Origin of the sequence: Micromonospora foliorum, from assembly GCF_022229015.1 — a bacterium.
GTDB classification, from domain to species: Bacteria; Actinomycetota; Actinomycetes; order Mycobacteriales; family Micromonosporaceae; genus Micromonospora; species Micromonospora foliorum.
Map to the genome: position 1 here is coordinate 1 of NZ_JAKKFF010000546.1, position 20,433 is coordinate 20,433.

At 71.6% G+C, this 20,433-nt stretch carries 20 protein-coding genes and 1 pseudogene; 11 read left to right on the forward strand and 10 right to left on the reverse strand.

What is annotated here, in order from left to right:
* The 3 genes from PSH25_RS29880 to PSH25_RS29890 form a co-directional block, all read left to right on the forward strand.
* A partial coding sequence (locus tag PSH25_RS29880; protein ID WP_441005360.1) for an SCO6745 family protein occupies positions 1-453 on the forward strand: 453 nt, incomplete at its 5' end.
* Positions 454-485: 32 nt separating this feature from the next.
* A complete protein-coding gene (locus PSH25_RS29885) occupies positions 486-1,139 on the forward strand; it encodes an HAD family hydrolase (RefSeq protein ID WP_238662195.1) in 654 nt (217 codons plus the stop codon).
* Positions 1,140-1,167: 28 nt separating this feature from the next.
* Positions 1,168-2,178 carry an NADPH:quinone reductase gene (locus PSH25_RS29890; RefSeq protein WP_238662198.1) on the forward strand — a complete coding sequence of 337 codons (1,011 nt, stop codon included), beginning with the start codon at positions 1,168-1,170 and terminating at the stop codon, positions 2,176-2,178.
* Positions 2,179-2,369: 191 nt separating this feature from the next.
* On the opposite strand, the gene PSH25_RS29895 is transcribed toward PSH25_RS29890, so the two are convergent.
* Positions 2,370-4,004, reverse strand: a complete 1,635-nt coding sequence (locus tag PSH25_RS29895) for a fatty acid--CoA ligase (protein ID WP_238662221.1) — start codon at positions 4,002-4,004, stop codon at positions 2,370-2,372.
* Positions 4,005-4,075: 71 nt separating this feature from the next.
* On the opposite strand from PSH25_RS29895, the gene PSH25_RS29900 reads away from it, so the two are divergent.
* On the forward strand, positions 4,076-4,567 hold the full coding sequence (locus PSH25_RS29900; RefSeq protein ID WP_030334282.1) for an NUDIX domain-containing protein: 492 nt from the start codon (positions 4,076-4,078) through the stop codon (positions 4,565-4,567).
* A gap of 35 nt (positions 4,568-4,602) precedes the next feature.
* Here PSH25_RS29900 and PSH25_RS29905 read toward each other — a convergent pair whose 3' ends face one another.
* Positions 4,603-5,637 carry an aldo/keto reductase gene (locus tag PSH25_RS29905; protein WP_238662199.1) on the reverse strand — a complete coding sequence of 345 codons (1,035 nt, stop codon included), beginning with the start codon at positions 5,635-5,637 and terminating at the stop codon, positions 4,603-4,605.
* A 125-nt stretch (positions 5,638-5,762) separates the two neighbouring features.
* On the opposite strand from PSH25_RS29905, the gene PSH25_RS29910 reads away from it, so the two are divergent.
* Positions 5,763-6,395 carry a TetR/AcrR family transcriptional regulator gene (locus PSH25_RS29910; protein WP_238662201.1) on the forward strand — a complete coding sequence of 211 codons (633 nt, stop codon included), beginning with the start codon at positions 5,763-5,765 and terminating at the stop codon, positions 6,393-6,395.
* Between the two features lie 16 nt (positions 6,396-6,411).
* Here the strand turns inward: PSH25_RS29910 and PSH25_RS29915 are convergent, their stop codons facing one another.
* On the reverse strand, positions 6,412-7,521 hold the full coding sequence (locus PSH25_RS29915; protein WP_238662202.1) for an NAD(P)/FAD-dependent oxidoreductase: 1,110 nt from the start codon (positions 7,519-7,521) through the stop codon (positions 6,412-6,414).
* A 152-nt stretch (positions 7,522-7,673) separates the two neighbouring features.
* Here PSH25_RS29915 and PSH25_RS29920 point away from each other — a divergent pair, with 152 nt between their 5' ends.
* Positions 7,674-8,528: a helix-turn-helix domain-containing protein gene (locus PSH25_RS29920; protein WP_238662204.1), complete on the forward strand. Its 855-nt coding sequence runs from the start codon at positions 7,674-7,676 to the stop codon at positions 8,526-8,528.
* 45 nt (positions 8,529-8,573) lie between these two features.
* Here the strand turns inward: PSH25_RS29920 and PSH25_RS29925 are convergent, their stop codons facing one another.
* Together PSH25_RS29925 and PSH25_RS29930 are read right to left on the reverse strand one after the other, a co-directional pair.
* Positions 8,574-10,250 carry an MDR family MFS transporter gene (locus tag PSH25_RS29925; protein ID WP_238662205.1) on the reverse strand — a complete coding sequence of 559 codons (1,677 nt, stop codon included), beginning with the start codon at positions 10,248-10,250 and terminating at the stop codon, positions 8,574-8,576.
* A 197-nt stretch (positions 10,251-10,447) separates the two neighbouring features.
* Positions 10,448-10,990, reverse strand: coding sequence for a type 1 glutamine amidotransferase domain-containing protein (locus tag PSH25_RS29930; RefSeq protein WP_151497169.1), 543 nt, complete (start codon positions 10,988-10,990; stop codon positions 10,448-10,450).
* Positions 10,991-11,170: 180 nt separating this feature from the next.
* On the opposite strand from PSH25_RS29930, the gene rfaE2 reads away from it, so the two are divergent.
* Both rfaE2 and PSH25_RS29940 read left to right on the forward strand, forming a co-directional pair.
* Positions 11,171-13,006: a D-glycero-beta-D-manno-heptose 1-phosphate adenylyltransferase gene (gene rfaE2, locus PSH25_RS29935; RefSeq protein WP_238662206.1), complete on the forward strand. Its 1,836-nt coding sequence runs from the start codon at positions 11,171-11,173 to the stop codon at positions 13,004-13,006.
* The gene (locus tag PSH25_RS29940) at positions 13,003-13,881 is read left to right on the forward strand and encodes a glycosyltransferase family 2 protein (RefSeq protein WP_238662207.1); all 879 of its coding nucleotides are present in this window, start codon (positions 13,003-13,005) and stop codon (positions 13,879-13,881) included. The genes rfaE2 and PSH25_RS29940 overlap by 4 nt, the downstream gene beginning before the upstream one ends.
* Before the next feature lies 1 nt (position 13,882).
* On the opposite strand, the gene PSH25_RS29945 is transcribed toward PSH25_RS29940, so the two are convergent.
* The 3 genes from PSH25_RS29945 to PSH25_RS29955 are packed head-to-tail and all read right to left on the reverse strand — an operon-like array spanning position 13,883 to position 16,052.
* The gene (locus PSH25_RS29945; RefSeq protein WP_238662209.1) at positions 13,883-14,989 is read right to left on the reverse strand and encodes a glycosyltransferase family 9 protein; all 1,107 of its coding nucleotides are present in this window, start codon (positions 14,987-14,989) and stop codon (positions 13,883-13,885) included.
* A gap of 8 nt (positions 14,990-14,997) precedes the next feature.
* Positions 14,998-15,549: an Hsp20/alpha crystallin family protein gene (locus PSH25_RS29950; RefSeq protein ID WP_238662210.1), complete on the reverse strand. Its 552-nt coding sequence runs from the start codon at positions 15,547-15,549 to the stop codon at positions 14,998-15,000.
* Complete coding sequence (locus tag PSH25_RS29955) at positions 15,549-16,052, reverse strand: DUF2231 domain-containing protein (RefSeq protein WP_238662211.1); 504 nt, start codon at positions 16,050-16,052, stop codon at positions 15,549-15,551. Before PSH25_RS29955 ends, PSH25_RS29950 begins: the two co-directional genes overlap by 1 nt.
* A 166-nt stretch (positions 16,053-16,218) precedes the next feature.
* Between PSH25_RS29955 and PSH25_RS29960 the strand changes: the two genes are divergently transcribed.
* Positions 16,219-16,836 (forward strand): pyridoxamine 5'-phosphate oxidase family protein, encoded by a 618-nt coding sequence (locus PSH25_RS29960; protein WP_238662213.1) that lies wholly within the window; start codon positions 16,219-16,221, stop codon positions 16,834-16,836.
* 30 nt (positions 16,837-16,866) lie between these two features.
* Here the strand turns inward: PSH25_RS29960 and PSH25_RS29965 are convergent, their stop codons facing one another.
* The gene (locus PSH25_RS29965; protein WP_238662214.1) at positions 16,867-17,418 is read right to left on the reverse strand and encodes a DUF4240 domain-containing protein; all 552 of its coding nucleotides are present in this window, start codon (positions 17,416-17,418) and stop codon (positions 16,867-16,869) included.
* Positions 17,419-17,504: 86 nt separating this feature from the next.
* On the opposite strand from PSH25_RS29965, the gene PSH25_RS29970 reads away from it, so the two are divergent.
* Positions 17,505-18,149: a class I SAM-dependent DNA methyltransferase gene (locus PSH25_RS29970; RefSeq protein ID WP_238662215.1), complete on the forward strand. Its 645-nt coding sequence runs from the start codon at positions 17,505-17,507 to the stop codon at positions 18,147-18,149.
* 82 nt (positions 18,150-18,231) lie between these two features.
* Positions 18,232-19,107: a patatin-like phospholipase family protein gene (locus tag PSH25_RS29975; protein ID WP_238662216.1), complete on the forward strand. Its 876-nt coding sequence runs from the start codon at positions 18,232-18,234 to the stop codon at positions 19,105-19,107.
* A 781-nt stretch (positions 19,108-19,888) separates the two neighbouring features.
* On the opposite strand, the pseudogene PSH25_RS29980 reads toward PSH25_RS29975, so the two are convergent.
* A pseudogene (locus PSH25_RS29980) lies at positions 19,889-20,433 on the reverse strand (hypothetical protein); the annotation flags it as partial.

Below are 20,433 nucleotides of genomic sequence, written 5' to 3' on the forward strand. Positions count from 1 at the left end.
GTGCTCTTCCGATCTCCGGCCGGCGAGTATCCGCTGGCCCGGCTCTGGCAGGCCGCCACCACGCTGCGCGAGCACCGCGGGGACGGGCACGTGGCGGCGCTGGTGGCCGCCGGGCTGGACCCGGTGGAGACGCTGACCGGGCGGGTCGCGCTGGACGGTTCGTCGCCGCAGTACCTGCTGGGCCGGGGTTGGTCCGAGGAGCAGTGGCACGCCGCCCGCGAGCGGCTCACCCAGCGGGGCTGGCTGACCGGGGACGGCGCGGCCACCGACCACGCCCGGGCCGAGTTCGAGGCCATCGAGGACGCCACCGACCGGGCCGCCGCGCACCCGTGGCAGGCGCTCGGCCCCGACGACACGGACCGGCTCCGGGAGCTGCTGGAGCCGATCGCCCGGTCCGGCCACACCCTGCTCCCCGAGAGCAGCCCGCTCGGCCTGCCCGCGCTGCCCGGCTGACCGGGCGCCCGCCGGTCGGGCAGGATGGGCCCGTGACGGATGCGGTGGTCTTCGACCTGGACGGCGTGATCGTGGATTCCGAGCCGGTGTGGGAGGAGGTCCGCCGGGCGTACGTGGCGGCGCACGGCGGGACGTGGCAGCCGGACACGCAACGCCGACTGATGGGCATGAGCACCGGCGAGTGGGCCCACTACCTCAGCGGAGAGCTGGGCGTCGGCCGCACCGCCGAGCAGGTCGCCGTCGAGGTGGTCGAGGAGATGACCCGCCGCTACCGGGACCACGTACCCCTCATCGACGGCGCCGACGAGGTCGTACGCCGGCTCGCCACGCGGTGGCCGCTCGGGTTGGCCAGTTCGTCGCCGACCCGGCTGATCGAGGCGGCGCTGGCGGCGACCGGTCTGACCGACGCGTTCGGCGCGACCCTCTCCACCGAGCAGACCGAGCGCGGCAAGCCGGCGCCGGACGTGTACCTGAGCGTGGCGCAGCGCCTCGGCGTCGACCCGACCCGCTGTGCGGCCGTGGAGGACTCGTCCAACGGGGTGCGCTCCGCCGCGGCGGCGGGGATGCGGGTGGTGGCGGTGCCGCACGGCTCGTATCCGCTCGATCCGGACGCCGCCGGGCTGGCCGTGGTGACGCTGAACGCGATCGGTGAGCTGACCCCGGAGCTGGTGGACGAGCTGGGTTGACCCGGGTCGAGCCGGGTAGAGACCACGGATGAAGGCCATCGTGTACGAGCGCAACGGCGACCCTTCGGTGCTCGATCTGGTCGACCGGCCGGTGCCGGAGCCGGGCGCGGGCGAGGTCCTGGTGCGGATGGCGGTCTCCGGGGTGAACCCGACCGACTGGAAGTCCCGCCGCAACTCCCCGCCGAACGGGTGGCAGATCCCCGGGCAGGACGGCGCGGGGGTGGTCGAGGCGGTCGGCGAGGGCGTCGACCCCGACCTGATCGGTGAGCGGGTGTGGGTCTGGGAGGCCGCCTGGCAGCGACCGTGGGGCACGACGGCGGAGTACACGCTGGTGCCGGTCCGGCAGGCGGTGCGCCTCGGTGCCGCTCCGTTCGAGCTGGGCGCAGCCCTGGGCATTCCGTTCCTCACCGCGCACCGCTGTCTGACCGCCGGCGAGTTCATGCCGGACACGCTGCGGGCCGGCGCGCTGGCGGATCACACGGTGCTGGTGCAGGGCGGCGCGGGCGCGGTCGGCAACGCCGCGATCCAACTCGCCCGGTGGGCCGACGCAACGGTGATCGCCACGGTGAGCAGCGCGGAGAAGGCGCAGCTCGCGGCGTCGGCCGGCGCCTCCTTGGTGATCAACTATCGGGAGCAGGACGTGGTCGAGGAGGTCCACAAGATCGCCCCCGACGGGGTCCACACGATCGTCGAGGTCGCTCCCGCCCGCAACGCCCCGATCGACGTACAGGTGCTGCGGCACGGCGGCGCGGTCTGCATGTACGCCGACAACGGCGGGGACGAGGTGAGCATCCCGATCCGGGCGATGATGGCGCCGAACGCCCGCTGGCAGTTCGTGCTGGTCTACACGGAGCCGAAGGCGGCCAAGGCGCAGGGCGTGAAGGACGTGGCGGCGGCGGCCAGCCAGGGTGGCATCCGGGTCGGCGCGGACGCCGGCCTGCCGTTGCACTACTACCCCCTGGCCGAGGCGGCGGCGGCGCACCAGGCGGTCGAGGATGCCACGGTGGGCAAGGTGCTCATCACCACCAGCGACGCCTGATCGGGTCGCTGACCGCCCGATTTCCCCGTCAGCAGGACAGAAGCGAACAACTTTCGCAACAATGACGGTGCGGGTCACCCCGCGTGGAGCGGGCGGCCCCGGCGCGGTGCGAACGCCGGGGCCGCCCTCTGGGGAGGGTTGTTGTTTCAGGAGTACTCCCGCCCCAACAGGCGACAGTGCCGGGGAAAACGTTACGGGGCTGTCAGCTCCCGGACAGTCAGCTCACCCCCGGCGTACCGCGAACGGACGACCTTCTTGTCGAACTTGCCCACGCTCGTCTTCGGCACCGTGTCGATGAAGGCCCAGCGCTCGGGCAACTGCCAACGCGCCACCGACCCGGCCAGGAAGTCCCGCAACTCCTCGGCGGTCACCGAGGCACCCTCCCGGACCACCACGGTGGCCAGCGGACGTTCGTCCCAGCGCTCGTCCGGCACACCGACCACACACGCCTCCAGCACCGCCGGGTGGGCCATCAGCGCGTTCTCCAGCTCCACCGACGAGATCCACTCACCCCCGGACTTGATCACGTCCTTGGCGCGGTCGGTAAGCGTGATGTACCCGTCCGGCGAGAGGGTGCCCACGTCGCCGGTACGCAGCCAGCCGTCGCGGAACTTCTCCTCGTCCGGGGCGTCGTCACCGACGTACCGGGCGGTCACCCACGGCCCCCGGACCTCCAGCTCGCCCACGGCCGTTCCATCGGCGGGCATCGGGTCGCCCGACGGGCCGACAATCCGCGCCTGCACGCCCGCCGGCACCCGGCCCTGCGTGTAGCGGTAGCGCCACGCCTGCTCGCCGGTCGCGCCGGCGGGCGGACGCGAGACCGACCCCAGCGGGGACATCTCGGTCATCCCCCAGGCGTGGATGACGTTGATTCCGTGCCGCTCGTCGAACGCGTGCATCAGTGCCGGCGGGCACGCCGAGCCGCCGACGATCACCTCACCGAGCGAGGAGGTGTCCACGTCGTGGGTGTCCAGGTAGGCCAGCAGGTCGGTCCAGATGGTCGGCACCGCGCCGGCCAGGGTGGGCCGCTCGGCGGCGATCATCTCGGCGATCGGCGCGGCCTGGAGGAACCGGTCCGGCATGATCAGCGACGCGCCGGAGAGGAAGGCCGCGTACGGCAGACCCCACGACATGGCGTGGAACATCGGCACGATGGCCAACTCGCGGTCGGTCGGCCCGAGACCGAAGCCCTCCGGCATGCAGACCTGCAGCGAGTGCAGATAGATCGACCGGTGCGAGTAGGCGACGCCCTTCGGGTTGCCGGTGGTGCCCGAGGTGTAGCAGAGCGCGGCGGCGTCCCGCTCGTCGATCTCGGGCCAGTCGTACGTGTCGGGCCGGTCGGCGAGCAACGCGTCCCAGTGGTGCACCGTGATCCGGTCACCGGCAGCCGCCACCAGCGGCGCCGGGTCGCCGCCGCCGACCACCACGACGTGCCGCACCGTGGTCAGCTCACCGATCACCCGGGCCAGCAGCGGAAGCAGCGTGCTGTCGACGAGCACCACCCGGTCCTCGGCGTGGTTGGCGATGTAGACGACCTGGTCGGGGAAGAGCCGGATGTTGAGCGTGTGCAGCACCGCGCCCATGCTCGGCACCGCGAAGTAGGCGACCAGGTGCTCGTTGTTGTTCCACATGAAGGTGGCGACCCGCTCGTCGCCGGTCACCCCACACTCGTCGCGCAGCGCGTGGGCCAGCCGGGCGGCGGCACGGCCCACCTCGGCGTACGTCATCCGGCGGGGTTCGGCGCCCGTCCAGGTAACCACCTCGGCCGTGCCGTGCACCCCTGCACCGTGGTCGAGGATCCGGGAGATCTGCAGGGGGGCGTCCATCATCGTGCTACGCATGGGTAACAAGCTAGTGTCGGCGGTCACACGTTGGGAACCCCCGTAAGTTGTCGCAGGTGAGCATCTCCTGGGCCGACTCATACGTGGGGCAGTTGCGCGCGCTCGCCGGGGACCGGACGCTGATGTTCGTCGGCGCCCGTGCCGTGGTCAACGACGACGCCGGACGCATTCTGCTGATCAAACGCTCGGACAACGGCCAGTGGGCCATGCCGGCCGGCGCGATGGAGCTGGGCGAGTCGATCGCCGACTGCGCGGTACGCGAGGTCCGTGAGGAGACCGGGCTGCGGGCGCTGCGGGTCTGCGCGTTCGCCCTCTACACGGGCCCGGACCGCACGAGCACCAACATGTACGGCCACACGTACCAGGTGTTCACGACGGCGTTCAAGGTGGAGGAGTGGGACGGGCAGTTGGCCCGGGTCACCGACGAGACCACCGACGCCGGCTTCTTCGCCCGCGACCGGTTCCCCGCCCCGCTCTCCACCTCGGTCATCGAGACCCTGGCCGACCTGGACGTCTTCGAGCAGACCAACCGGCTCATCCTCAAGTAGGGCGGCCCCGGGGTCACCGACCCCGGGGCCGTGCCTCACTGCGGCAGGCGGAGCCCGGCGAAGAACCCTTCCTGGATCCAGTTCGGGTACGCGACCGGCAGCTTGGTGGCCTCGTCCAGCTCGGTGAGGTCCTCCGCGGTCAGGGTGAGGTCCGAGGCGGCGATGTTGTCGACCAACTGCTCCTCCTTGCGGGCACCGACGATCACGCTGGTCACGGCCGGCCGGGACAGCAGCCAGGCGACCGCCACCCGGGCCGGGCTGACCCCGTGCCGCTCGGCGACGCCCTTGAGCACGTCGACCACGCCGAAGGCATGCTCCGGGTCGAACGGGGTGAAGCTGGCGTAACCGGGCTGGGCGCTGCGCGCGCCGCTGTCGGCGACGGCGCCGTCGCGGCTGACCTTGCCGGAGAGGAAACCACCGGCGAGCGGGCTCCAGACGGTCAGCCCGACGCCCTCGTTGAGCGCCATCGGCACCACGTCGCGCTCCACGTCCCGGCCCAGCAGCGAGTAGTACTCCTGCACCGAGACGAACCCGGCCAACTTCTCCCGGGCGGAGATGCCCAGCGCCTTGGAGATCTGCCAGGCGGCGAAGTTGGCGGCGCCGACGTAGCGGACCTTGCCCTGCCGGACCGCGTCGTCGAGCGCCCGCAGCATCTCCTCCATCGGGGTGATCTGGTCGAAGTTGTGGATCTGGTACAGATCGATGTGATCGGTGCCCAGCCGGCGCAGGCTGTCCTCCAGGTTCTGCATGATGTGCAGCCGGGAGGTGCCGACGTCGTTCGGGCCGGGGCCCGTCCGGGAGTGCACCTTCGTCGCCAGTACGACGTCCCGACGCCGCTTGCCGAGCGCCTTGCCGAGCAACTCCTCGCTCTCGCCGTCGCTGTAGCCGTCGGCGGTGTCGACGAAGTTGACGCCCGCGTCCAGCGCGGTGTCCACCAGCCGCTGCACCTCGGGCAGCGCCAGCCCACCGAGAGTGCCCCAGAGCGGGTGGCCGCTGCCGCCGAAGGTCATCGCGCCGAGCGAGATCTCTGAGACGTACACCCCGGTGGTGCCCAGCAGTCGGTACTTCACGTGTGTTGCTCCTCGTGGTGGGTCGGAGGCCGAGGTCAGGCACTCCGTGGTCACTATGTCGGACACTGTGTCCGGCAACGAGCGTACGTCGCCCACCCGACCCCCGGCCACCTAGGATTCCGGCTATGCCCTCGATCACCCGCCGCCGCCCGCGCAACCCCGAGGGACGCGCGGCCGTCGAAGCGCGGGTGCTGGCGGCCACCGAGCGGCTCCTGAGGGAGGGGACCCGCTTCACCGACCTCGGCGTGCAGCGGATCGCCGCCGAGGCCGGCGTGGCGCGGTCGACCTTCTACACCCACTTCCGGGACAAGACCGAGCTGCTCATGCGCCTCGCCGGCACCATGCGGGAGAGTTCGTTCGACCGCACCGGCGAATGGGACCCGGGCGAGCCCGGCGACCCACTCGCGCGGCTGACCGAGATCTTCGCCGACGTGATCCGGATATACCGGACGTACGCCCCGGTGCTGGCCGCGGTCAGCGAGGTCGCCGCGTACGACGAGGCGGTCCGGGAGTACTGGGCGGCCGGGCTGGAGCAGTTCGTGGCCCGCACCGTGGACGTGCTCCGCGCCGAGCAGCAGGCCGGTCGTACCCCCGCCGACCTGGACGTGACGACGGCCAGCCGGCTGATCGTCGTCGGCGGCGACCGCTTCCTGGCCGACCACGTGAGCACGACCTCGGCCGACCCTCGAACCGACGCGGCAGCGGCCCGGGAGTTGGCCGCGACCTGGTGGTACGGCGCCTACCGCCGCCCCGCCTGACCACCGCGCGGGCGTCTCAGGCCGCGGTGGGGCCGAACTGTTCGGTGAAGCGCCCGGTGAACAGGTCGACGCCCTTGTACTCGGCGACCGTCGCGGCAGACACGACGGCCGGGCCGTCGGGCGTGGGCATCTGGCCGACACCGTGTCGCGACCCGAGCGGGACCAGGATCATGGGGTGGGGCATCGGCTGGTAGGTGGCCGTCGGCTGCCCGCCACGCAGCTGCGCGGTGATGTTCCGCGCCACGACCTCGGCGTGCTGCAACGCGTACGCGGCCATCTTGTCCTCTACGACATCGGTGAGGTCTCCGATCGCGTAGACGTGGTCGAGGATGTCGTCGGGCCCGCGCACGTTGAGAGTTTCGGTGACGGCTACCTGCCCCTGCGAGGTGAGCGTCGTCAGTCGGCCGTCGACGAGGTAGTCACTGTTGGTCCGAAGGCCAAAGGCACGGAACCAGATGTCGGCGGTGATCTCGTCGCCGTCGGTGGTGGTGGCCGTGACGGTCGCGGCCCGATTGGCGTCGGTCGACAACGGCGCGGCCAGGCTGGTGCCCAGCCGCACCTCGATGCCCAGCTCGTCGAGCTGCCGGTGCAGGTCATCGCGCAGCTCCGGCCCGAAGTCGGGCAGCAGTCGCTCGGCCGGATCGACGAGGGTGACGTGCTTGTTCGGCCAGACCTCCTTGATCTCACCGGCCAGTTCCAGGCCGACCGGCCCGGCACCGAGGATCAGGACCCGTTCGGCGCTGGCCAACTCCTTGTTGGTCTGCCGCAGGTCGTCGAGCGCCGCGTCGATCGAGTCGGCGTTGAGCCTGGCCGGGTAGGCGTAACTGGAGCCGGTGGCCAGCACCAGATAGTCCGCCGCGACACGCTGACCCGAGGCCAGCGTGACACCACCGGAGTCCACCGAGACCGCCCGATCCCGAATCACCGTGCCCCGCGTGAGCACCGTGTCGAAGGGGAAGAACATGTTGCCTGCCCACTCGGGCCGGACCAGCGCCCGCAGCGCCCCGGCGACGTTGACGAACGCGTCCCGAGGATCGATGAGGACGACATCGGCCACCGACTCCAGCGCCTTGGCGACCGCCGTACCCCCGTAACCGCCGCCGACGACCGCAACCGTACGACTCATGACTCAACTCCAACCGACCAGTAATGGACCGCTCGACCGCTGTCGAGCGCCTCCCTCCACGGTCGTCAGCTGAGAGCAGGCCAGGGAGACCGGACTGAGGCTGGTAGTGGCAGGGACACCATCCGGTCGGCCGGCGTTGTTACGTTCGGACGGTGAGCGACAACGAGCTTGGGTTGTTCCTGCGCCTGCACAGGGAAGCGGTGACACCGGCCGAGGTGGGGCTACCCGCCGGGCCACGCCGTCGCGCCCCGGGGCTACGCCGATCCGAGGTGGCGGCCCTCGCCGACGTGAGCGTCGAGTACGTCACGAGACTCGAACAGGGCCGCGACCGCCGACCGTCCCCGCAGGTGCTCGCCGCGCTCGCGAACGCACTCCGGTTGAACTGGCACGAACGCGCCCACCTGCACCGCCTCACCAAGGCGGCTGATCCCAGCTACAACTGCCGGGGCCAGATCGCCCCGAGCGGCGAGGTGCGTCCGACCGTGCGGGCACTGCTCGACCGTCTCGAACCCGCGCCGGCGGTGCTGCTCAACCAGCTCAGCGACGTCCTCGCCCACACCGCCGGCTACGCGCGGCTGGTCGGTCCGATCGGTCTGCTGGACGCGACGCCGGCCAACCTCGCCCGATTCATGCTCAGTGACGCCAGGGCACGCAGCGCGTACCCGGACTGGGACCACCTGGCCGACGAGCAGGTCGCCACCCTCAAACAAGGTCCGTTCCGGGCGTACCCGCCGATGGCCGCCCTGGCCGACGAGCTGACCATCACGGCGGGCGACGCCTTCACCCGGCGCGTCGACACCGTGCCCAGCCTGCCGAGGGCCAGCGGCATCTTCCGGTTGGCCCATCCCGAGGCGGGCATGCTCCGGCTCGCGTACGAGACCCTCGATCTCCCGGCGGACGACGACCAACGCCTGATCGTGTACCTACCCGCCGATGCGGCGACCGTCGACGCGCTCGACCGCCTCAACGATCAGCACCCGCAGCGGCTACGCCTCGTGGCCGGCTGACCACCGACCGCCCCGGAGTGGTCCGGGGCGGTCGGTGTCGAGCACTCAGATCATCGTCTGGGACTTGGCCTCCATGTCCGCGGCGGCCTCTTCCTTCGACTCGCGGGTCAACGGCTTGCCGCCCGGTGCCGGGGCCTCGCCGCCGAGCGGGTCGGCACCACCGGTGGCGCCCTTCGGGCCGGCACCCCGCAACTGCGTGTTGGGCAGCGTCAGGGTGACCACGACCGCCACGATCGCGATCAGGCCGGCGGTCAGGAAGACCATGTCCAGCGCGTCGACGAAGGCGCCCTGGATGGCCGCGCGTACCGGCCCCGGCAGGGCCAGGATGGTGGCCGGGTCGTTGATCGAGATGTTGGTGCCGCCACTCGCCGCCACAGCGGCCTGCTCCTGCGGCGGAAGCTGCGCGATCGCGCCGGGCAACCGGTCGGCGAGCCCGCCGGTCAGCCGGGACGAGAGCACCGTGCCGAGGATCGCCACTCCGAACGAACCACCAAGCGACCGGAAGAAGGTCGCCGAGGAGGTGCCCGCCCCCAGGTCGCGTACGGAGACCGCGTTCTGCACCGCCAGGATCAGCGACTGCATACACAGGCCCAGCCCGACACCGATCACCACCATGAACCCGAACGCGACCCAGAGCGAGGTGGCCACCTCCAACTGGGTGAAGAGGAACATGCCGACCAGCAGGGTCACCGAACCGGCCACCGGGAACCACTTGTAGCGGCCGATCCGGGTCATCGCGCGGCCGGTCAGGATCGAGGTGATGATGATGCCGGCCATCATCGGCAGCATCAGCAGACCGCTGCGGGTCGGCGAGGCGCCCTTCACGATCTGCAGGTACAGCGGGATGAAGATGATCGAACCGAACATCACCAGACCGATGATGAGCAGGGCGGAGTTGGCCAGCGCGAAGGTGGCGTTCCGGAACAGCCGCAACGGCAGGATCGGCTCGGCCACCCGGGCCTCCTGGAGGACGAAGAGCACCCCCAGCACCGCACCGACCACGAAGAGCGTGATGATCACGCCGGAGCCCCAGGCGTACTCGTTGCCGCCCCAGCTCAGCGCGAGCAGCAGGGCACTCACCCCGGCCACCAGCAGGCCGGCGCCGAGCCAGTCGATCGAGTGGTCCCGACGTTCGAACGGGATCAGCCGCATCACGTGGTAGCAGACGACGATGGCCAGGATCGCCAGCGGCACGTTGATGTAGAAGATCCACCGCCAGTCGGTCTCCGCGAAGTAACCACCCACCAGCGGCCCGGCGACCGACGAGATCCCGAAGACCGCGCCGAACAGACCCTGGTAGCGACCACGCTCGCGGGGTGACACCACGTCCGAGATGATGGTGAACGCGAGCGTCAGCAGACCACCGGCGCCGAGACCCTGGATGCCCCGGGTGACGATCAGCTGGGTCATGTTCTGCGACAGCCCGGCCAGCAACGACCCGAGCAGGAACGTGCCGATCGAGAAGAGGAAGACCGGCCGACGCCCGTACAGGTCGGCCATCTTGCCGTAGAGCGGCGTCGACGCGGTCGAGGCGAGCAGGTACGCGGTGACCACCCAGGAGTAGTGGTTGATTCCGCCCAGCTCGCCCACGATGGTCGGCAGCGCCGTGCCGACGATGGTCTGGTCGAGTGCGGCCAGCAGCATGCCGGTCATCAGGCCGAACATGAGCAGCCGGATCTGCTGACGGTTCAGCACCGGCGCATCCGAGGCTTCGGTGGTCATGTGCCCTTCTATCCCGCGAGCCGCAGAACATGCGCCAACCCACCAAAAAACCAACCCAACCCGCACCCTCCTCCCCTCCCCCTCCCCCTCCCGCCTCCTGGCGTTGATCAAGAGGTTTGCGTCATCGCGCGCGGCGTTTCGTGACGCAAACCTCTTGATCAACCGAGGAAAGGGGGGGCGGGGGCAGGGCGGGGGGGTTAGGGGGTGGTGAAGGTTTTGGTGATTGTTGCGCAGAAGGCGGGGAGGTCGTCGGGTTTGCGGCTGCTGGTCAGGTTGCCGTCCGTGACGCACTCCTCGTCCACCCAGGTGGCTCCGGCGTTGGTCAGGTCGGTACGCAGGGTGGGCCAGGAGGTGATCCGCCGACCGCGCACCACGTCCGCCTCGATGAGCGTCCACGGGCCGTGGCAGATCACCCCGACCGGCTTGCCGGCGTCGAAGAACGCCTTCACGAACCGCACCGCGTCCGGGTCGCCCCGCAGGAAGTCCGGGTTCGCCACCCCTCCGGGCAGCACCAGCGCGTCGTAGCCGGCGGCGTCGGCCTTGTCGACGGTCACGTCCACGTCGTAGGTCTTGGAGTGGTCCAGGTGGTTGAAGGACTGGATGGAACCGGGCTTCAGCGAGACCAGCTCGGCCGTCGCGCCGGCGTTCTCGACCGCCTCGCGCGGCTGGACGTACTCGACCTCCTCGACGCCGTCGGCGGCCAGGAAGGCGATCCGCTTGCCCTGCAATGTCGCTGCCATCTCGGTACATCTCCTTTCCGGGGGTACCTCAATCCCCTTCCCGCCCTCGACCGACCGAAACAGGTCGGACAGGTCGGACAGGTTCGGACCGGTCAGAGGCCGTCGAAGGCGGCCTTGACCAGCGGCGGGACCGGCCGCCACCCAGGTTTGTCCGGCAGGCCGCTGGGGACCCGGGGAGGCATGGCAGGAGCAGCAGCGGAACAGCGCCGGCTCGCCACCGTCGTGGAGAGCTGGCTCGGACGCCCCGTCCTGATCGTCGGCGACGCCATGTTGGACGAATGGCGGTTCGCCGACTCCGACCGGCTCTGCCGAGAGGCGCCCGCCCCGGTCCTCACCCTGCGTCGGCGGATCTCCGCCGCCGGTGGGGCCGCGAACACCGCCGTCAACGTCGCTGCCCTCGGCGGCCGGGCGGTGCTTGTGGCACCGGTCGGCGCCGACGTCGCCGGGGACGAACTGCACGACTGCCTGGACCGCGCGAGCGTCTGGGACCGCACGGTGAACCAGCCCGGGCGGCCCACCCCGGTGAAGCGGCGGATGTTGGCCGGCAACCAGATCCTGCTGCGGGAGGACTCCGGCGACCCGGAGGACGCCCTGGACCACGATGGTGTGGCCCGGCTGCTCACCGCCCTGAGCTGCGCCACCGAGGAGTTGCGCGCGGCCGCCGGCGGGGAGGCGCCGACCCTGGTGGTCTGCGACTACGGCCTGGGCGCGCTGCCCGCGCCGGTCCGCGCGTGGCTGGTGGAGAACCGCCAGCGGTACGCCACGGTCGCGCTGGACGCCCACGACCTGGCCGACTGGCGGGGCCTCGCGCCGACCGTGGTCACCCCCAGCTTCGCCGAGGCGACCCGGCTGTTGGCCCGTGCGGGCGGTACGACCCGACCGACGGGTGGGACCGAACTGCACCTGGAACACCCGGACGGCGACCCGGCCGACGGGCCCTCGGAAATGACCGTGGGCGCCGCCCCGGGCGCGGTACGCGCCGACGACACGACCGCCACGTTGGCCCGGGCCGACCACCCGGGACCGGTCGGCGAGCCCACCCCTGGGGAGGGACGGGTGGCCCTCACCGGCGACGGACTGAGCGTCACCGGCACCGGCGTCACCGTGAACACCCGGGCCGGCGAGGGCGTCGACCGGGCCGTCCTGGCCGAGTCCCGCCTGGCCGAACTGCGCGCGCACACCGGTGCTGACGTGGTCGCGGTGACCCTGGACACCGAGGGCGCGGTGGTCGGCGGCGCCGACGGGGAGCCACGACGCAGCCACAGCACCCCGGTGCCGGCGAGCCACGCCGTGGGTGCCGGCGACGCGTACCTGGCGGCCATGACGTTGGCCCTGGCCGCCGACGCGCCCCTGCCCACCGCGGCCCAGCTCGCCCAACTGGCGGCCACCATCACCGTCTCGGACACCGGCACCTGCGTGTGCCGACGGGACGACCTCCTCGCCGCGCTGGACCAGCCGACCGACACCACGAGCCACCCCGCGCTTGTCGACGGCGACGAGTTGGACGCGATCGTCGCCGAGTACCGCGAGGCGGGACGGTCGGTGGTCTTCACCAACGGCTGCTTCGACGTGCTGCATCGCGGGCACGTGCGCTACCTGGAACAGGCCCGCGCGTTGGGCGACCTGCTCATCGTGGCGGTCAACTCGGACGGCAGCGTACGACGGCTGAAGGGCCCGGACCGGCCGGTCAACCCGGTCGAGGACCGGGGCGCCCTGCTGGCCGCGCTGGCCTGCGTGGACCACGTGGTGGTCTTCGAGGAGGACTCACCCGCCGCGCTGATCGAGGCGGTCCGACCGGACGTGTACGTCAAGGGCGGCGACTATCCGCCGGAGCTGGTACCGGAGGCGCCGCTGGTGCGCCGGCTGGGCGGCCAGGTGCGCACCCTGGGGTACGTGCCGGACCGGTCCACCTCCGCGATCATCGAGCGGATCCGTTCGCACAGCAAGGACCCGTCGCCACACACCAACGACCGGGAGCCCGACCCGTCGCTCAGCTCCCGCACCCAGGCGTCGTGAACCGCCCCCTCGACCTCGGCAGCCCGGAGGAGTTCCGCGCCGACCGGCTGGTCGACGTGCTGATTCCGACCCGGAACCGGCCCGCCGAACTGGCCGTCACCCTGGGCGGGCTCGCCGCCCAGGACGGCGTACCCGGCTTCGGGGTGGTCGTCAGCGATCAGTCCGACGGGGATCCGGCGTACGCGCATCCCGCCGCGGCCACCATGGTCCGGGCGCTGCGCCACCGGGGTCACCCGGTGCTGCTGACCCGCCGGCTGCCCCGGCGGGGGTTGGCCGAACACCGGGCGTACCTGCTCGCCGCCTCGGCCGCCCGGTACGTCCTCAGCCTCGACGACGACATCTGGCTGGAACCGGGTGCGCTGCACCGACTGGTCACCGCGATCGGGGAGCTGGGCTGCGGGTTCGTCGGCAACGGCGTGCACGGGCTCTCGTACACCGACGACGTGCGGCCGGAGTCGCACGGCCACTACGAGGAGTGGGCCGGCCCGCCCACACCGGAGCGGATCCGACCCGACACCCCGGAGTGGAACCGGGCCCGGATCCACTCGGCCGCGAACCTGCTGCACGTCACCGAGCAGTTGGCGCTGCCGCCGGGCGCGTGGCGGGCGTACAAGGTCTCCTGGATCGGCGGGTGCGTGCTCTACGACCGGGCCAAGCTCGTCGACGCCGGTGGGTTCGACTTCTGGCGTCGGGTGCAGGAGAAGCACCAGGGCGAGGACGTGGCCGCGCAGCTCGCCGTGATGTCCCGCCACGGCGGCGCGGGAGTCCTGCCCAGCGGCGCGTACCACCTGGAGTCCCCCACCACGGTCACCGAACGGGACGTGGAGGCGTGGGAGGTCGTCCTCGCCGACGAGGACACCCCGCAGCCTGCTTGAGCTACGGGCTGAGCAACTCCCGGGCCGCCTCCAGCACCTCGATCGTCGGGACGTCGTCGACGAAGGAATCCCGGTGCGGGCACTCGCCGTCGCCGGGCCGGTGCGGATAGATGCCCGGTGTGCAGTCGACCCCGCAGACCGGGCAGTGCACCGTCCAGGAGGCGATCGGCCGGTGTCGGCCGCGCAACGGGCTGGCCCCGTTGATCAGGTTGCCGACCCAGAAGATCCCCACCGTGGGCGCGCCCACCGCGGCGGCCAGGTGCAGCGGGCCGGTGTCGTTCGAGACGACCAGCGCACAGTCGGCGTAGCAGCCCACCAGCCCACCCAGGCTGAGCGTGCCCACCTGTGGGCGCACCGGCACCTGCGCCGAGGCGACGACCCGGTCCACCACCTCCTGCTCGGAGGGCGTGCCGGTGACCAGCACCTCGTAGCCGTCCCCGTGCAGCGCTCGGGCCACCTCGGCGAAGCGTTCGGCGGGCCAGCGGCGGCGGGTGTCGGTGGCTCCGGGGTGCAGCGCCACCCGGGGCCGGTCGGCCGGGCCGAGCACCCGGGCGGCCTCGGCCCGGTCGGCGTCGGTCACCGTCAGCGTCGGCGTGATGGTGGTGGCCGGCGCGCCCGCCAGCGCCACCACCTCCAGGTAGCGGATCACCTCGTGCTGGTAGTAGACGTAGCGGAGCCATCGGTCCAGTGGCGGCGCGTCCTCGGTGCGCAGGCCGACGGTCAACCGGGCACCGAGCCGACTGATCAGCGGGTTGGAGTTGGCGCCCCCGCCGTGGATCTGCACCGCCAGGTCGAGTTCCGCACCGGCGGCAGCGGCCACGAAGTCGTCCATCGACGACTCCGGCTCACCCGGTTCCGGTGTACGGATGCCGGGTGCCGGCGGCACCACAAGCACCCGGTCCACCGGGCCGGGCCGGTCGCGCCAGAGCTTCGCGTGCCACGGCGCACCGAGCAACACGATCTCCGCCGAGGGGTACGCGTCACGCAGCGCGTCCAGCGCCGGCAGGGTGAAGATGAAATCGCCGAGCGCGTTGGCGCGCAGCACGGCGATGCGCCGTACGTCGGAGAGGCGCTCGGCGGTCGGGCCGAGCAGGGACGGGGTGACCACCCGGCCCGCTACGGCCGGTCGATCTCGTCGGCGGTGTCCGGGCGGTGCAGCTCCCGGTCCGCGGCGGGATCGGCAGGCATCGGCGTACCCGTGGCGAGGTCGCCGGAGCGCGGCCCGGTGCGGCCCACGGTGATGGTGCGCGGCGTGGGCCGGGTCGCCCGAGGCAGGCGGACCCGGAGCAGGCCGTGGTCCATCACCGCGTCGATGGCGTCCGGGTCGACCCGCGACGGCAGGTTGACGCGGTACTCGAAGCCGCGCGTCTCGAAGCCGCCGGGGATGCCCTGGTCGGCGTTGACCTCCGCCTCCGAGCGGGCCCGCACGCACAACTCGCGGTCGTCCAGCTCGACCGCCACCTCCTCCGGCGCCACCCCGGGCAGCCGGACGACGACCTCCCAGCCGTCCGAGGTCTCGGTCAACTCGACGTCCGACGCCCCGGCGCGACCGCCGACCAGGCGGCTCAGCTCGGCGCGCAGCGACTGCAACTCCCCCATCGGGTCCCAGCCCTGCTGCCGGCCGCCCCGCCACCCCCGGCCGAAGCCACCAAACTGCTGCTCGCTCATCACACCTCTCCGATCCGCTGGGTGGCCGCCGGCGGCCGTAGTGAGCTGGGCGCGTCCAGGCCGGCATCGCGGTCGACGCCCACACCGAGCCGGTCGACCAGCTCACCACCGAGCCAGGCGCTGATGCTGAGAATCGCCAGCGCGACGACCTCGATGGCGACCAGTGCCCCGCCGGCGGCCCGGGAATCCGCGTTGAGCCGCACGGCCCACACAGCGGCGAAGAGCAGGATCACCGCGACATTGGCGCCCGCGTGCAGCAGACCCACCCGCTTGGCGCGGGTGCCGGTCGGGATCGCCAGCAGGTCGAACGAGCCGGCGGCCGCGGCGAGCAGGCCGCCGATCAGGCCGACGGTGATGTTCCAGTACGCGACCTCGCCGAGGAAGTCGGGACCACCCACGGTGTCCACCACGTCGAACAGCACCGCCGTGGCCAGCAGCGCGACCGGGAACATGACCAGCATCGGATGGACTGGGTGACCCAGCACCTTGAGTCGGCTCTCCATCTTCCGGCCTCCACTGGTCGGCGTCCTGCGGAACGGTCTCGTGCGGCGAGCGCGTCGGGTGAGGCCGTACCCCCGGCAACCAGGCACAAACCTCGCGCTGGTCACGGCGGCCTAGGCTGACGACGGTGGTGCCCGCCACCGGGTCAACGCCTGAGGGAGGATCAACGTGACGGTGGAGATCACCTCGCACGAGGAGTTGCGCGAGCTGCTCGGCGTACCGAACGCGCGGGCCGCCGACAAGGAACGCACCCGCCTGCACGAGCGGGACCGCGAGTGGCTCGGCGCCTCGCCGTTCTGCCTGATGGCCACGGCCGGCGCGGACGGCAGCTGCGACGTCTCACCCAAGGGCGACCCGGCCGGGTTCGCCCTGGTGCTGGACGACACGACCATCGCGCTGCCCGAGCGGCCCGGCAACAGGCGCGCCGACGGCTACCGCAACATCCTCGACAACCCGCACGTCGGGCTGCTCTTCCTGATCCCCGGGCGGACCGACACGCTACGGATCAACGGACGAGCCCGCCTGGTCAGCGACGCGCCCTGGTTCGACGACATGGTGGTCAAGGGCCACCGCCCGGTGCTCGCCGTGGTGGTGGAGATCGAGCAGATCTTCTACCACTGCGCGAAGGCGTTCCTGCGGTCGGCGCTGTGGCGGCCGGAGACCTGGCAGCCCGAGGCACTGCCGTCCCGGGCACGCCTGATCAAGGAGGTCGAGGCGCCGGCGGAGAGCCTCGAAGACCTGGAACGGCACTACGGCCCGGAGTACGCCACGAAGATCTACGTCTGATCCTGATCCTCGCCCCGCGGCCCGTGCCGGTCAGGCCGACCAGCCGGCCGGGTTGCCGAACGACTCCCGGGAGATCCCGGAGCCGGTCTCCGGCCACGAACCGAACCGGTCGTTGTGCAGGTGCGCGAAGAGGTAGCACATGCCTTCGCAGTCGGCGTCCAGCAGCGCCATGGCGGGATTGGCGCGGACCGTCTCGTAGTACGCCCGCCCCATTGCGACGATGAACCCTCGGGCGTAGAGGAAGCCGTCGTCCGACCCGTCGGTCACCTCGTGGATGTCCTCCCGATCGATGTCGTGCAGCTTGCGCTCCACCACCCGGTCGAGATCGGTCAACTCCTGCCCGGTCAACTCGGCGGTCAACTGCCCGAGGTGGTCCAGGAAGGCATCAAGCCAGGCGTCGATCGCAGAGGACGGACCGTCGTCGCCGCCGTCGTCATCGGCGGGGTCGCGCTCGATGAGGGCCTGCCGCAGCGCCAAGGGCTCGGCGCCCAACTCGGCCCAGGCCGCCTCGATGAGGGCCCACAGCCGGGCCTCGTCGGCGGGGGTGGGCAGCGTCCCAGGGGCATTGGTGGTCACGGTCACCGCCGGACCATATCGACCAGCACCGACACTCCCACCGCCTCTCTCCACATTGGCCGGTCGCCGGGTCGCTGTTCTAGCGTTGCCAGGTGGACGATGACGTTTGGTTGGCAGCGACCCGCACCTCCTACGACACGGTCGCGGTCAGCTACGCGCGCCTGGTACGCGACCTCCTGGCGGAGGCGCCGCACGAACGAGCCGCCCTGGCATCGTTCGCCGAGCTCCTGCGGGGTGTCGGCGGCGGGCCGGTCGCGGACGTCGGCTGCGGGACGGGGCGTATCACCGCCCACCTGCACACGCTCGGCGTGGACGCCTTCGGGATCGACCTCTCCCCCGGGATGATCGACGTGGCCCGCCGTGACCACCCCGAGCTGAGGTTCGAGGTCGGCTCGATGACCGACCTCGATCTGGCCGACGGCTCGGTCGCCGGCCTGGTCGCCTGGTACTCCCTCATCCACATCCCGGACGACCAGATCCACGCGGTGTTCGCGCACTTCCGGCGGGTGGTGCGCCCCGGTGGCCCCCTGCTGCTCGGCTTCCACGTGGGCGACGAGACGACCCTCAAGACGGAGGGCTACGGCGGCCACCCGATGAACGTGCACGTCCATCGTCGGCAGCCAGCCCAGATGGCAACCTGGCTGCGTCAGAGCGGGTTCACAGTCGACTCGCAGACCACCGTCACCTCGGCGGAGAGCCGGCTCGGCGGGATCATCCTCGGGCGACGCGAGCCCTGATCACCCGTTGTCAATCCTCCGGAACCGCTGTTAGCCTAAACTGCGTACAGCGTTAGCAGTATTCGACCGAATGAGGCGACCGATGACGGACGACGTGCGGCCCGTCTGGGTGCTCGGTGGCGGCGGAGTGGCCGGCATCGCCTGGGAGGTCGGCATCCTCGCCGGGCTTGCGGACGAGGGAGTGACAGTGACCCCGGAGGCCGTCCTCGTCGGCACCAGCTCCGGTGCCGTCGTGGGCGCCCAGCTCGCCAGCGGCACCCCACTGACGGAGCTTTTCGAGCGCCAGCGCGGCGGGGTCGCCCACGAGACCTCACCCGCACTGGGCCTTCTCGACCTGCTTCGGCTCGCGCGGGCACAACTGTTCGCGCGCAGCCCCGAGCAGGCCGCTCGCCGCCTCGGTCGGCTCGCCCTCGCCGCACGCATCGACGACCCGTCCCGGCAGCGCCGGACAGCCGAGGCGCGACTGCCCAACCACGCCTGGCAGGACGACGTTGACCTGCGCATCGTGGCTGTCGACACCGAGACGGGCACCGGTCGCACCATCACCCGGCACGACGGTGTCCCCCTGGTGGACGCGGTCGCCGCGAGCTGCGCCATGCCGCTCTCCGCCGCCCCGGTCACCATCGACGGCCGCCGCTACATGGATGGCGGCATGCGCTCGACCCTCAACCTTGACCTCGCCCCCGGAAACGGCCCGGTCATCGCCCTCGCGCCGAGCACTGCCGCGATCGGACCGTGGGCGCGCATCGACAGGCAGCGAGCAGCGCTGGGAACGGGCCGCCGGGTGGAACTACTGCTCCGGGATCCGGCCTCCAAGCGAGCGCAGGGGACCAAGGTGATGGACCGGTCCGTCGTACCCGCACTCGTGACCGCGGCCCGCGACCAGGGCCGACGCGAGGCGTCCCGGGTGGCTGCCGCCCTCTCGGGGACAACGCCGGGGCGGGAAGCGCGCGGCTGACCCCATGCCTCGTCGTGCCGCCGCTTTGGGTGGCAGCTTCCCAGCCTGAGGCGCCGCACCCACCGCTGCCAGCCGGGCGCCCTCCGGGTCGTGGCGGTGCCCACCGTCGAACGTGACGATTCTTTGGGATGGGTGGCCCGCATGGCGGCTCCACAGCGCCGACCAGGGCCTATGCCCTATCGTAAATAGATTCTTCTTTCTCCTAAATGTACGCAGGTACGGCCAAAACCTCTCTCGACCGATCAATAGGTCGAATACGCTACGACTCGCCAACAAACCACTGTGGGTGACTAGTAGGTAGCCCTGGGTGATCCGGGGTGGCTCTGGAGGGGTCATGAGCAACAACCGACGGCTGCGGCGGACGCTGAACCATGGCCGGGCCGCTTCGGGGCTGGGCTCCGCCCTACTGGTAGTCGGGATGACGGGTGGGCCCGCAGCGGCAGCGCAACCGCTGGAAACGAAGCCGTCCGCACAGGACGTGCACATCGGTACGCCCGGTCCGCTGGGCCAGCACGGCGGGTGGCCGTCATCCTGGTCAACTGCCCGGCAGGACAGCGACGGACCCGGCGATGCGTGGGATCAGTACCCCGACGGCCAGACGGACTACGGTCCGCAGGGGTGGCAGAGCCCCTGGGGTGGTCACGACAAGGACAAGGGGGACTACCCGCACGACAAGCATGGCACCCAAGGCCCCCAGGGTGCTCAAGGCGCCCAGGGCGACGCGGGCGCTAACGGCGCTCAAGGCGACGCAGGCGCCCAAGGTGCCTCCGGCTCTCAAGGCTCACAGGGCGACGCGGGCGCCCAAGGCGCCCAGGGATTCCAAGGCGAGGCGGGCACTCAGGGCGCGCAAGGCGCGCAGGGCAACACGGGCGTGCAAGGCGCTCAGGGTGCTCAGGGCGACGCGGGCGCTCAAGGTGCCGCCGGCGCTCAAGGCGCACAGGGCGACGCAGGCGTCCAAGGCGCGCAAGGCTTCCAAGGCGCTCAAGGCGACGCGGGCGCCCAAGGCGCCACTGGCGCTCAAGGTCCGCAGGGCGACGCAGGCGCCCAAGGCGCCCAAGGCACTCAAGGCGACGCGGGCGCCCAAGGTGCCACCGGCGCCCAAGGCGCACAGGGCGACGCAGGCGTCCAAGGCACGCAAGGCTTCCAAGGCGCCACCGGCGCCCAGGGCGACGCAGGCGCTCAAGGCGCCACCGGCGCCCAAGGCCCGCAAGGCGACGCCGGCATCCAAGGCACGCAAGGCTTCCAAGGCGCCACCGGCGCCCAGGGCGACGCAGGCGCTCAAGGCGCCACCGGCGCCCAAGGCCCGCAAGGCGACGCCGGCATCCA